At 41.5% G+C, this 14,224-nt stretch carries 8 protein-coding genes; all 8 read right to left on the bottom strand.

All coding sequences use genetic code 11. The features are described 5' to 3' along the window. Positions 1 to 24: 24 nt before the first annotated feature. The 8 genes from E0E36_RS20820 to E0E36_RS20855 all read right to left on the bottom strand — a co-directional run bounded on the left by E0E36_RS20820 (position 25) and on the right by E0E36_RS20855 (position 14,220). Positions 25 to 1,539 (bottom strand): RagB/SusD family nutrient uptake outer membrane protein, encoded by a 1,515-nt coding sequence (locus E0E36_RS20820; RefSeq protein WP_165447041.1) that lies wholly within the window; start codon positions 1,537 to 1,539, stop codon positions 25 to 27. A 35-nt stretch (positions 1,540 to 1,574) separates the two neighbouring features. Then, the gene (locus tag E0E36_RS20825) at positions 1,575 to 4,688 is read right to left on the bottom strand and encodes a SusC/RagA family TonB-linked outer membrane protein (RefSeq protein WP_130857596.1); all 3,114 of its coding nucleotides are present in this window, start codon (positions 4,686 to 4,688) and stop codon (positions 1,575 to 1,577) included. 50 nt (positions 4,689 to 4,738) lie between these two features. After that, the gene (locus E0E36_RS20830; protein WP_130857597.1) at positions 4,739 to 5,890 is read right to left on the bottom strand and encodes an alpha/beta hydrolase family protein; all 1,152 of its coding nucleotides are present in this window, start codon (positions 5,888 to 5,890) and stop codon (positions 4,739 to 4,741) included. Between the two features lie 10 nt (positions 5,891 to 5,900). Beyond that, positions 5,901 to 6,911 (bottom strand): Gfo/Idh/MocA family protein, encoded by a 1,011-nt coding sequence (locus E0E36_RS20835; RefSeq protein ID WP_130857598.1) that lies wholly within the window; start codon positions 6,909 to 6,911, stop codon positions 5,901 to 5,903. Positions 6,912 to 7,091: 180 nt separating this feature from the next. Beyond that, positions 7,092 to 8,150 (bottom strand): LacI family DNA-binding transcriptional regulator, encoded by a 1,059-nt coding sequence (locus E0E36_RS20840; protein WP_013666107.1) that lies wholly within the window; start codon positions 8,148 to 8,150, stop codon positions 7,092 to 7,094. A 124-nt stretch (positions 8,151 to 8,274) separates the two neighbouring features. After that, positions 8,275 to 10,656 (bottom strand): mechanosensitive ion channel family protein, encoded by a 2,382-nt coding sequence (locus tag E0E36_RS20845; protein ID WP_130857599.1) that lies wholly within the window; start codon positions 10,654 to 10,656, stop codon positions 8,275 to 8,277. 91 nt (positions 10,657 to 10,747) lie between these two features. Continuing rightward, positions 10,748 to 12,739 carry an FAD-dependent oxidoreductase gene (locus E0E36_RS20850; RefSeq protein ID WP_242627352.1) on the bottom strand — a complete coding sequence of 664 codons (1,992 nt, stop codon included), beginning with the start codon at positions 12,737 to 12,739 and terminating at the stop codon, positions 10,748 to 10,750. Between the two features lie 20 nt (positions 12,740 to 12,759). Further along, complete coding sequence (locus E0E36_RS20855) at positions 12,760 to 14,220, bottom strand: RagB/SusD family nutrient uptake outer membrane protein (RefSeq protein ID WP_165447042.1); 1,461 nt, start codon at positions 14,218 to 14,220, stop codon at positions 12,760 to 12,762. Positions 14,221 to 14,224: the final 4 nt, after the last annotated feature.

Below are 14,224 nucleotides of genomic sequence, written 5' to 3' on the forward strand. Positions count from 1 at the left end.
TTTCGCTCTCCGTTATTGATTAACTCAAAATGTATAATTTGGGTTTTGTTCTAATGCTTTATTGCGATCCCATGCTTCTCTTGGAATCGGGAATACAATGGGTCGGGTATGTAACCAAGGTTTCTGATCAACATTTAAGTCGTTAATATTCGGTCTTTCCTTCCTTATAAAGTCGATGAAACGACCTCTTCGATTGAGATCTGAAAATCCACCCGTCGGTTCCCATATAAATTCCACCCGTCTTTCTTTAAAGATTGCATCTAGGGTTTCTTCCTTTCCTAGACCAGCCGAAAGCTGGTCCAACCCGGCTCGTTCGCGGACTTTATTAATTTGTACTATGGCATCCGACGTTCTTCCAATTTCGTTGAGAGCCTCGGCATAATTCAATAAAGCTTCCGAAAAACGCATGATCGGTGCGTTAATCCCCGAATTGTTGATAGTAGGTTTTTCCCAATACTTCGTTACAATATATCCCGTTTTCGACCAACCTGTCGGCACTTCATTTGGCATCACAAAAGCAGGCATATTTTGATGAGGTTCTCCCGGACCGATAATTACGTCCCAATACCGTTTATCTTTTATCTTGCCTTGATCATCCTTTTCAAATGTATTTACCCAGTGTTGCTGTGGTACAAAATTGCTCCAGGCAGCTCCTCCGGTAAATTCAGAAGGCGCACCGCGGGGTGCTGTTCTCTTCACTAAATTGTTCCCTTCACTATCTTGCGAAGGTCTGAACTGCGTAGAAAATAGGATCTCTTCATTATTTTCGTTTTCCTCGCTGAATACATCTCTAAACTTGGGTACCAAGCCGTGAACACCTAACTGTATCAGCTCTTCCCCATAGCCAACCACATCTTCATACTTTTCTTGCCACAAAGCGGCTTTAATAAGCAAAGCCAGGGCCGATCCTGTTGTTGCTTTTCCAACATTATTACCTGTCCAGGTCTTCGGCAAAGCGGTCTTTGCCGCCAAAAGATCCGATTCAATTAATGCCCAAACCTCTTCGGCACTTGCACGAGATACTTCCAAATTAGAAGAAGCATCTAGGATTTCAGTAATTAGCGGTACACCTCCCCAATAAGTAACCAGCCGATAATAAAATAAAGCTCGTAAAAACTTTGCTTGCCCCAAGATAAGTTGTTTGGACTCTTCAGCGATATTTTCCATAGCGCTAACCTTATTAATTACTATATTTGCTCTACTTACACCAAGGTAAGCTCCCATATACATATCTCTTAGAATTGTATTGGTTGCGGGAAAAGCCAAGGTGTGTAGTTCGATTCGGTTAGCACTTCCATCCATCTCGTACATATCACCTGCAATTGCCCATTCAACATCCGCTGCATCTCTTACATTGCTAAAGGTTTCCTCTCGCTGTAACATACCATATGCGCCATTTAAACCGGCCTGTGCATCCGATTCGTTAAGGTAAAAGTTTTCCTCTGTTAATGTATCTTTTGGTGATAGGGATAGAAATTTATCGCCACAAGACATCAAAATGAAAAAGGTTAAAAAACCGAGTATATAGGTTGTTTTCATTTTTTTATTTTTAGTATGTAACTCCATGTCATTCATTAAAGTCCGACTCTTAGTCCTAACATATACGTTCTTGGTATAGGATATACCCCGTCGTCAACACCCGAAGCCAATGGACTCGTACTACCGATTTCCGGGTCGAAGCCGGAATATTGTGTAAAGGTTAGTAGGTTTTGAGCGCTCACATAAACGCGAATCCGTTTGATCAAACCCTCATCGGCGAATAAACCGCTAGGCAAGCTGTAACCCAAGGTCACATTGCGTAGGCGAAGAAAATCTCCTTTTTCAATGTAAAAAGAAGAAACATTGGCATAATTTCCGTTGGCATCGGTATAAGTCAATCTTGGAACCGTATTACCGCCATTCTCGGGTGTCCATCGATTTAGAACCTCCGCCGATGCATTAATGACACCACTCCCTCCAAAGTATTTAATCGGGTAGGTCGAAAATTTGTTTACATGAAAAATCTCATTCCCTGCAACTCCCTGTAACAAAATATTCAAATCGAATCCTTTATAAGAAAAATCCATATTTGCACCATATGTTAACGACGGCCAAGGACTTCCAAGCTTGACACGATCCGCATCAGACAATACACCATCCCCATTTACATCTCTAAATCTAAAATCGCCTGCCTGTGCATTCGGCTGCAGTGCTTTATTCACTTCCTCATCCTGTTGATAGATTCCATCTACTATATATCCTCTAAAATATCCGATAGGCTCGCCAACTTCGGTGTATGATGAGCTCATACTCGTAAAACCGACTGTTGGTCCAGTGATAGGACGACCCGTCCCCAATGATAATACTTCATTTTTCAGTGTTGCCAAATTGAAGCTCACATCGTATTTAAATTCGCCGCTGTTACCATTATATCCCAGTAGTAATTCCAATCCCTTATTCCTAACCTTTCCACCATTTACGGATGGTGCGCTCTCAAAACCTGCCTCCATCGACACCGGTAAACTTACCAACATATCCTTCGTATCTTTAATATAATACTCTGCGGTCAGATACGCGTGATCATTTAAAAAGGAGGCATCAAGTCCGATATTAATCTGCTCACTCGTTTCCCATTTTAGGTTTTGATTTCCCGGGCGGATCATACTTGCGCCAATCGCTAAGCCTTGATCCGGACCTAGCACATAATTATCGCCCACTCTTCCCAATCCGATTGTACTCGCATAGCTAAAGGCGCCAATAGCGTCGTTTCCTAACTGTCCCCAACTGGCCCTTAATTTCAATGAGTTGATCGCTTTGATCTGCTTAAAGAACGTTTCTTCCGAAATATTCCATCCTGCCGAGAAAGAAGGAAAGTTTCCCCATTTATGATTCGGACCAAAATTAGAAGAGCCATCCCGGCGAATACTTGCCGAGAAGAGATATTTATTTCGGTAAGTATAATTAATGCGGCCCAGGTAAGAGGCCAAGGAATATACGGATCCCGTGCCATTGGCTCTGCGTTCTAATTCGGCACTACCATTGATAATCTGAAGATTCTCGTTCTGGAAATCTCTAGCCGTTACACCGATCCAATCGTTCGTGTTTTTTTGTGCCGTTTGACCAATAACCGCTGAAATATTATGCTCATTAAAGGCCTTATTAAATGACAAGGTATTTTCTATCAACCAATTCAATCCCTGCGTATACGTCTCTCCCAAAATAGCTTGTAAGTTGCGATAATGACCTCTTTCAACTTTAGGTTCCCAAGTGGTGCTTCTATTATTATTGGCGTCAATGCCAATGCTCGTCCGCCATTTCAGGCCATTGACGATTTCATATTCTCCATAGGCATTTCCATACATCCGCATATTTTTCAGAAAGTTTTCCATCGACTCTGCGCGGAGAATGGGGTTGTCACCTTGGGTAGAATAATAGGCTGAAGAACCGTTAACGACGTCTCTTAAACCCAGTGTGGGGTAAAATTGTTGTGCAAGGTTAAAGATACCCAGCCGAAAATCTTCATTGCGCTGCCCTTTACTATGGGTATAAGCAAAAGCCAAGGTTCCTCCAAATTTTAGTTTATTGCTCACATTGACATCCACATTGGCTCTACCCGTATATCGCTTACTCCATGTTTCGATTAAAGTCCCTTGTTGATCCCGATAGCCTAAAGAAAGAGCCGCCTGCACTTTTTGAGATCCGCCACTTACATTCACATCGTAGTTCTGTAAAGGAGCAGTGCGGAACACCTCTTCAATCCAATCGGTTCCCTTACCGAACGAAGCAGGATTAGCCCATTCGGGATTAGGGGTCATATTCGAGTTACTATATAATTCGTTAGCCAAGGTGGCAAATTCTTCCGCATTTAAAAACCGTGGCTTCTTCCACAGTTGCTGCAAACCACCATATGCATTTAGTTCAGCTGTCGTTACCCCTTCCTTTCCTCTTTTGGTCGTAATTAATATTACTCCATTTGCCGCTCTAGCGCCATATATAGAAGCAGCCGCCGCGTCTTTTAAAATCTCAATCGATTCGATATCGTTTGGATTTACGATTGACATTCCATCAACTCGATCGGTACTTCCACCGACGGTCATACCGCCACCGCCAACTGGGAATCCATCAATTACGTATAAAGGTTCATTCCCACCAGTCGTACCAACACCACGAATGCGGACGGAAGTTGCACCACCCGGGGCACCCGTTGTTTGACTAATCGTAACCCCGGGGACTTTGCCTTGGATAGCGCCTGTAAAAGAAGCAGATGCCACTTTCTGCAATTCAGTAGCCTTAACAGAAGATACGGAACCGGTAAGTTCTTTCCGCGATTGCGTACCATAACCAATCACTACGATCTCCTCTAAGCTGGTAAAGTCCTCTTCCAAACGAACTTGTAAAGATCGCCGTCCCAGCAAACTAACTTCTTGTGGCTTATATCCTACAAAAGTAAATAGGAGTGTCTCCTTCCCTGTCAAACGCCTGAGTTGGAATTTGCCGTCTAAATCGGTTGAAGTACCTGCCACCCCACCTTTAACCTTGACACTGACCCCGGGTAGCGGAGATCCATCGGAAGCGGTTACGTTACCGACTACATCAATAAAATCTTGCCTATTCAACCTGTTGGTTTGCTGAGTACGTGCCATTACTTCTTCTCCAAGAAGTAACATCCATACTACGCTAAGAAAGAGAGCGTAATTTTTTCTTCTCATAAGTTTTAAGGTTAAGTTTCTGAGTTTGTGGTTTACATATAAGATTTTATTTATTTCAAGAAATATTCAAAGAACAAGTAAGCAATTTCATTTGCCTCGTTATTCGGCTCATGTGTAGGCCTATTGTGCATAGCGACACGATTATCATAGCCAAACCTGTGGTTTAGTGCTATGATCCGATTTAATGTGTGCCATCGGTCCGGCGGATCCTCGGCACCTCCTAGCACTAAGAAAGGTCTCGGTACCATAAGTGCATGCAACTCATGCAGATTATATCCATTCTTAATAAGCCAGGGATATAATCCAAAAGCCGGATTTTCCTTACTTATCAAGCCGCGTTTTCGCCATGGTTTTGGATGATAACCCAGGTACCACGGCTCCCAATAATTGATCGATTCACGATCATGCTGAAATAAAATTCCCGGATCTGACCATACGGCGCAAGCAAAACGATCGAACAAGCAAGAAGCGAACATGGCCCATTTACCACCAAAGGAATGTCCCATAATACCTATCTTATCGGATGAAACCTCCGGAAAGTTTGCCAATGCATAATAGGCATTAGCGGCTGCGTAAGCCAACATGGATAAAGGTTGTACCTGCGCATGCTTTATATTCGGATAAAACAGGGAAAATTCTTTTCTTTCTGAAGTGGCTGAAGTTCCAATAGATAACGTTATAAAGCCTCTTTTTGTTAACTGCAGAGCGAAATCACGATTTGGTTTTCCTTTACCTATAGCCGTTTCCGGTTCATAAAATACGGTGATAACTGCCGGCTTCTTTCCCTTGGTTTTTGGCACCAATAAATAGCCGGTTGTTTCCTCCGTTGGCGTCCAGTAAAATTTCACTTCACACTCAAAGTAGCTTTCTTTTTCATTGGTATCGATAATTGACAGTTGTTGCTTCTTGAGTAAGGCCGGCCAATTTCCCATCAGACTATCCCAGCGCTTTTTTATTTCCAGTTGGCGCTTTGAGAAGTCTTGCACGGTGGATACACTATCGCCATTGTAAAAGATGTTGAGTGGTCGAAGTGAATCTTGTTTATCCTTAAACTCTTGTGGTGGGCTAAAATAGGGAGCAATTTTTTTCCATATCTTTTCTTTTTGGCTATTAAACAATGTTGTTTCCTGCGCATTTAACGAAAATGCGAAGCCTAGATATAGTCCCACCAGTATCCATCTCTTATAGTCACGTTTTACCATTGCCTTCATTTTATTGCATAATCTCATGCAGAAAGACGGCGGCCCCTGCCCTGCTTTTACTTAGATCAGCAGCTTCCATAAAGGCCAATATTTCCAGTGTCTCTTCTTCTTGAACAGGGGGCCGTTTTGTTTCAAAGAACTGCACGATTTCTTCCAATAAGGGTTGATAACCTTTGTATGGGCCAATTAACTGGATTCCGGTTGTGCCAAAAGCAGTCCCCCCAAAATCACGTTTTCCCTTTCGGATCCCTCTGAAAGTTCCCAAACGTCCATCGCTCCAAGTACCTACCACGATGTCAGTGTCCGGTGTAGAAGTTCTGGTAACTGATTTACATCCCCTTCCCATCACGGCATAAAGCGTTTCCACGCCATGTATGCCATACCAAAACAGGTCAGGATGTGTGGCTTCCAAGGTAGCAGGGCTATAGGTATCTGCGCCCGTGACATCGCCAATCGACTTCACTTCCGTTATTTCTTTAATATGCTCGGCATAACGCAAAGAAGAAGCGGAAAATACCGGAATTCGCTTTTTCCTCGCGTATTCGAATATTTTCTTTGCATCGCGATAGGAAGCGGCCATGGGTTTATCAATAAAAAGAGTTTTTCCGGCATCGATGACGGGAATAGCTTGCTCGAGATGCAGGCGACCATCATTAGTTTCCAATAATACGTGGTCAACCTTCTTCAATAAATCAGCAATAGAATCTACAATTTCTATTCCTAATGTGCTGATCTCTTGCGTATAACCGGCTATTCTTTTGGCGCTACTTTCAATATCTCTACTACCATAAGGATAGGCAGCAATAATTCGATAGCCCTTTAATGCTGCATCCGGTGTAGCCGCATTTAAGGCTTTGGCAAAGGCAATACTATGCGATGTATCTAAACCAATGATTCCTACCCGTTTTCCATTCACATTTTTGAAACTTGCTTTGCCAGTCAGCGGAAGATTGAGCAGGCTGATTGACAAGCTCGAAATAGCTGCCTTTTTGATAAAGTCTCTTCTTGGAATACTATTCATAATTTATTTTTATACAACGTGTACGTACACGAATACTTTTAATGATAAAATAAGCTGTCTTATAACTTCTATTCTATTCCCAATAAATATACTCAGCTAATGTTTATAATAACGGTTACGTTACCGCAATTTACGAAAAGATATTTCAAATGCAAATTGTTTTTAAAAATTTCAAGGTTATTAATTATGGTAGAAGCGATAATTCTCTTTGGTTACAATATCAATGGGCATAAATTGATCTTCAATTCGCCGTTCGTGCAGATCTGTATAGCGATGGAGTGTCATAATACCTCTATAACCTTGTTCCTCAGGCTTCTGACAGATTAAAAATTGAATGATACCTAATTCGAGGTATTTAATATTTTCTTTTAAGAAATCATATCCGATGAGCACCTTAACAATGCTCTTCCGTTCGAAATAATGGGCAACAGCAGAGACTCTGGAGTTTGTTACAAAAACGCCTTCTATCCCCTTCTGCTCGCTAAAAACTTTATCTAAAGCATCTTCTATGGAAGAAGAATCTGTTTGTTTAATATCCAGCTTTAAGATTTGAAGCTTTTTGTTATTTTTTTCAAAATAAGCGCGGAATCCCTCCTCTTTCCGAAGGAGGTGGTGGTATTGATCGAGTTCCTTTGATACGTTTATCAATAATACTTTGCCCGTTTTGACGGCAAAATCCATCAATTGCGCTGCCTGATAGCCACTACAAAAGAGATGCGGCCCGATATAACAGACACTGTTCTGCCCGGGTACATCCGAATTGATAAAAACATAGGGAATTTTGCGTTCATTGCAGCGTGTGGTTAATTGTATTGCTTCTTCGACAAATGATGGTGCCACTAATAGCCCGTCGACAGCTTCCTCGAGAATTAAATCGACCTGCTTTAGGAACGATTGTTTATCATTAAGGTCAAAAAAAAATTTCAATACCACAATGCCGTATTGTTTTAATGCTTTGGCGGCTCTATCAATACCGGATAGCGGAGCCTCCCAGAAATCCGTTTCTGTAGAACTAGGAATTAACACGGCATATTTTGAAACTTTCTTTGATGCTAATCGACTTGCAATAATATTTGGCTTATAATCGAACTCTTTAATGATATCGTTTATCCGCTTCTTGGTTGCTTCCGATACACCCTTGCGATTGTGCAAAACACGATCAACAGTAGCGATTGAAACATTAGCCAAACGTGCAATCTGCTTGACACCAAATTCTTTATTTTCTAACGATTTGCTCATAGTATCAACGAAAGTATCTTTTTATTAAAATTAAAACAAATTATCTGGCTGTATTTAATAAAGAAATGCCGGCGCCACTTACGTTGTATCGTCTAAAAGCAACCTATCCCATACTAACTTTTATTTAAAGTGTTTCAATCTCCTTCTCTGCCAGTTGCTGATAGATAGCCTCACTGATCGTACTCTTGGGAGCGTCTGTATTATTGAGATTACACCAAAAGAATATTTTGACTGTTGACCATTTTCCATTCAACGGATTAATAATAACGCTCGGTGCTTTCCGCTTAAACACGTGTTCATTATCCAGAATGATGGTTTTGATCATCTCTACAATTTCCTCTTTATTAAATGGTTTGGCAATAGTTACCGTTAGGCTAACGCGAATATTATTATTACTTAGGGTCCAGTTGATGATATTATTAGAAAGTATATCACCGTTTGGTATGATAATTTCGGCGCCATCATCGCTTAACAAAGTGCTTGAACGAATACCTATTTCTTTTACCTTTCCTTTTCGATTTCCTAATTCAACAACGTCGCCAATGCGGATCGTACGATCAAAAATCAAAATAATCCCGGAAACAAAATTGCTTACTATGCTCTGTAAGCCTAAGCCGATACCCACACCTAAAGCACCTAACACTACGGTGATTTTATCGACTGGCAAACCCGATGCTGCAACTGCTAATAAAAAACCGGCAATAAGCAATACCAATCTGGTAATCAGCAACCTGGAGTGTTCTGCGTTGGCATTTTCGATGGTATCATCCCCTGTTTCGCCAAAAAAGTAGGCAACATATTTCTGCAAAAAGTTAGCCGTCCAAATAATTCCAAGAAATAGTAAAACACCGCCAAAGGTAAAAGAGAAGCTCCCTATTTTGCGTGGTGTGCTTAAAAACGAACCAATAACTTCGCTAAAGAATTCCAGAATATCTAAGTGAGCTGTCAGCAATACAAACCAAATGAAAACCGCAAGGTAAGATATAATGGTTGAAAACTCTTTGGCAATCCCCTCCCATTCGAAGTGATCGGCGTAACGTTTACGCATCCTACTGGCTTTAATTTGCAAAAGAAAGGCTTCGGTAATTAGACGTACGACTACAATGAGGGCAACCGTATGTAATAGCGCATATACACCGGTTGTATAAAAAATCTGCATAAGGGTGGTTCTTCCGAACATATTGGCTATAATAGCTAAGCCATTAAATAGCATATACAATGTTCCAGCTATAACCAATATGCGATAATTCCCCGCAATAGGCTTTAATTTACGCAACGCTATCACACCAAAGGCAGTAGACATTAAGTTGATCAATAAAATCATCCATCGTTGTGCCTGAGAAGAAACACCCAATAACCTCACTAAAGACAGCGCAATGAACAAGATGACAAATATGCCCCATGATAGCAAAGTCTCTCGAGGTAATCTTTTTAAAAATACTGTTGTAAGTATAATCAGTAATAAAAATTGGGTAAATTCTAAATACAAGGCCGGTGCCTGTAAATCAAAAATAGGTGCAAGGGCAAATATTAAGGTAAAGGCAGACAATATAGGAATTGGGGTTAATAACCTTAAATTAAGATCTTCCAAAATATCCATTTTCCCATGATTCTTAACGCTTTTGAAGTTATAAAACACCCATACAAAGAATAATAAACCCGTAAAGAGTAGGAGCACCCGGTTACTTCTTGTGTTTTTGAAATAATACGTATTTATTTTCTTTTCACTATCAAACATTTGATTAAACTCCGGATACTTCGCATCCGTTGTACTCGATCGCTTTTCCCACAAATAACGTTTCTCTTTGAGAAAGGCCTTTGGACCAATTGACTTTAGTTGCACATTGGTTTGGTATAAGAGCTCTTGGATTGCCAGTTCGTTGGTGGCTACATGCGCGCGCAGGCCGTTTAGCGTGTTTGTGGCCGCTCGAATGATGCTATCAGTTCCGACCCTTTTTAATCTTAGCGCCTTTATTTGAACACTAAAAGAATCGCGAAGCGCCTTCGTTCTAAAAATCTGTCGAATGACTGTATCTTTTCTAAGCGCCGCTATTTCTTTTTTAATGCCATCTAAATCTTTATCATACGAAAGGATAATGTCATTGTATCCATTTGCATTATCGGTCATCTCATCCAATAGCGTTCTGAACATCTGCAAATTTTGCAGATTGAATGTTCGAACGTTTAAAGACAAACGTTGTTTCAATAAACTGATGGTGGAGTCATCCGCAGCCAGCTTACTTTTTATTTCCGGAATACGACCAAAAGAGGCGGTTACGGTAGGCACCTTGTTTAAGGTTTCATACACACGTTCCAAGCCCTCCAAATAATCGCCGGTAGAAAGCATATTAGTATCTGCTAACAACGACGAGTCGTTTCTGGAACGCTCGGTTCTCAAGCTGCTCTGCGCACTTACCGTAACCGCTAAGAAGATAAATAGTATAAAAAAACAAGCTTTAAAGGCCTCATGGAAACCATTAACAGCTAATTGATTAGCTTTGTTCATATGGGAAATAGACAATCATATTTACTCAAGATAAAGATAGAACTTAAATAAATACAATCAAGCATATCATACTGCCCGCCAAAGACTAAATTTATTCCTTTGGAACAAACAGGACACTATTGGCTGCTATTTTTCCACTGGCTTTTTCATTGCTGATCTCCACGTAGCTGGCTTCGCTGTTTTTTATTGAATAATTACCCAGCCAAACCCACTCGCCGGAAGTCTGTCCTTCAATTTTGATATCCGCTAAATTCAGTGTTTTCGCTGTTTTTTGCTTACCATCAAACACGGTATACAAGAGCTGTGCACTGGAATTTTCGATTTTCGGAAAATAAGTATAAATGTCGTAGTTTCCGGGACTAAGGTCGGAAGACTTAAAGCGAGCCGTACTTCGTTGACTATTATCCGTCGAAATCAAATAGCTCGATCCAAAACCACCTCGCTTTTCCTCTTCCCATTTGCCGGTTAGCTGCACATCTTTCCGCTCCATGCTATTGATCCAGATGTCCGGTTTACGGCCATCACCCTTAGGATTATTCTTCCATAAGGCCTTTATTTCGTGAGCAGAAACGTCCTGTATAGCTTTTTTTCCGTCGATTGCCAAGCAGGCGGCAAAAGCGGCTGACTGACTTAGTACCATAAAAACAGGTTCCATTCGGATGGACCCGTAGGCGATATGGCTAGCAGAAAGGCAAACAGGTACCAGGAGGTTAGATACTTCTGTCTTTTTCGGAACAATTGAGCGATAGGAAATTGGGAAGGGGGGAAAACCACCTACTTCTACATTTCCCTCGTTTTTAACCATACCATTAACCACCAGTCGATCACAGTTATGAGAATCCATCGTGTAAGCCGCATAGCCGATATCATCCTTTACCACCTCCCTCCCCTGGCAGTGATGTTGTGTCATCACTACTTCACCGATCATTCTTCTTGCTTCCCGTATATAAAGTTGCGGACTCCAGTTCCCGTGCTCCGTATACTCGTCTTTCGGATAGCCCCAAGCTAGCATTTCATTCCGAATGAATTCAGGAACCGATGGGTCATGCCCGACAAAATACAGAAGCCCTTTGGTATAATCTTCATGGGCCTGAATGATTTCCTGCCGTCTCGCGTAATCGGCTTCCGGATAATCCCAATTCATCCCGATCATGTCTGTAGAAAAACCGTTCCGATTATTTATATCGGTTTTGTTATTAGGCATTCTACTCCAAATAAATACGTCATTTAAAGACTTCCAAGGATATTTCTCTTTCCACCTTTTCAATAATTCATATCGTTTGGGATCATAATTACGTGGTTTTTCAATGGTTATCCGATTGGCAGGATTGTTAGTTAAACAAATTCGAAAATTATAGGCTTGTACTTTTCTATCACCGGTTCCATTCGCTTTTAATACTTCGTCATTGATTCCCCACAGGAGTCCACTACTTTTATCACCGGGAATTTGATAAGGATCAATCCCATCGGGAAACTGATGGCCGTCCATCAGCTGTACTCCATTAAGCGTTTCGCCATAAACCTGGTTATCTTCTCGACCTACATGATAAGAAACTCCGGATTTTGCCATTAAATCACCTTCGTAGGAACAATCAATAAACACATGGGCGCTTATAGCGCGCTCCTGGCCATCAGTGCCTTTTATTGGTGCTACCAAAATTTGCGCGATATGGGTTCCTTTCTTTTCGACCGCTGATAAAACGTGCTCGTAAACAATGTCAATTGAAGCCTTTCGCATGTAATCCCTAAAAATACTATCAGCTACTTTGGGTTCAAAAATCCACTGCTCGAATTTCCCATAGTGTTGTCCGATCTTGCGATAAAAATCGAGCGCTAAACCTTTTACAACATATTTATTACCGATATCGGTATAACCTAAACCACCGGAACTCATTCCGCCCAGTCGCGTTCCCGGTTCAACGAGCACCACCGATTTCCCGGCTTTAGCTGCTGTGTAGGCTGCGACGACACCGGCAGAAGTGCCGCCGTAAATGCAAATATCATAATCCTTAGCTTGCGCCTGCAATTGAATGCAAGCAATCAGTAATACCAAGAGGTAGTAAGAACTTCTATTTCTTATCATTTTCATATAATTTATTACTATCAATAACCGGGATTTTGGTCACTCGGATTTAGGGCATTATTATTATCCATTTCCACTTTAGGAATTGGCCATAAAAAGTGGCTGTCGCTAATCGCTTTTCCTTTTGCCGATTGGATTACTGCACGAACCTGGTCTCTACCCAAGCGTTTTAAGTCGTTCCATCGCTTGCCTTCTACCATAAATTCATATGCCCTTTCCTGAAAAACAGCATCGCGGAAAGATTGTTGATTTAATCCTGCCCAATCAACCTGCGGATTGGGTGTATTGACGTCTACCCCATACGCACGTCTTTTAACTTTATTCAACGCTTCATAAGCTTCAGCAGAGGGACCTCCCTCCAATTGATTTGCGGCTTCGGCATAAATTAATAGTACATCGGCATAGCGTAGCACGGGCATATCGTTTGCACTAGCGTCAACGGCCACCGAAGCTAAGTCCTTAAACTTTCTAAACTGATAGGGCTCATTGCCAGGCAGCTGGACTAGTGCTCCTGTTGACCGGTGAATATACGAATCATACAGATTAAATTCTTTTCGCAAATCACGATCCGACCAATTGGCAATCAGCGGAAAGGTTTCGCGCGCATAGATGGTGCGGAAACCAAATGGCGCGTAAAGTGTGTTCTCACCATGTATATACACGAGGTATTGGAAACCCAGGCCTCCGGAAGAAGAGTATTTGAAAGAAAAGATGTCTTCAGCACTCGTTACTACATCAGCACCGAAAACTTTTTCAAAGTCGTTGACTGTAGAAACCGGTACCAATTGGTATGTTCCCTCATCCATTACTTCCTTAGCAAGGTTACGTGCCTGTTCCCAATTCGCTAACGTTAAATAGACATAGGCCAACAGCGTTTTTGCCGCCCCTACGGTCGGTCTTCCAGGAATTGTTGCTACAGCAGGCAGATTCGCAATTCCTGTATTTAAATCTGCTATAATGAAGTCGTAGACTTCTTGTTCGGTACTCCGAGGCAGATCTGTTGGGTCATTGGAAGATTGCCTTAACGGTACCCCGCCCCAATTCCTAACTAAATCAAAATAAGCCAAGGCCCGAAGGAATCGCGCTTCTGCCAGTATCTGATTTTTCTTGTTTTCATCCATATTAATAGCCGGCACTCTTTCCAATACAATATTTGCTCTTAAGATGGATTGATAAGCAAATCGCCAAATAGTCTCTGCACGACCGATATTGGCACCGTCCAAACCATTGTACTCACTGACAGGTCCAAAAGAACCTCTTCCGTTCGCGTAATCCGAGCAAGCTTCGGTTAGTAACATATAAAAGCCTCCATAATAGCCCAATTCTCGAAATGGCGCATAAATTGCATTAACGGCAGTTTCAGCATCTTGGGCCGTCTGATAAAAATTTTCTTCTGAAAGTCGATCTATCGGAACTTCTTCCAAAGTTTTACTGCAGGCAGCAAATAAAATGATCGAAAATATATATAAGAGCTTTTTCATTTTT

This window comes from Olivibacter jilunii (assembly GCF_900607235.1).
Lineage (GTDB): Bacteria > Bacteroidota > Bacteroidia > Sphingobacteriales > Sphingobacteriaceae > Olivibacter > Olivibacter oleidegradans.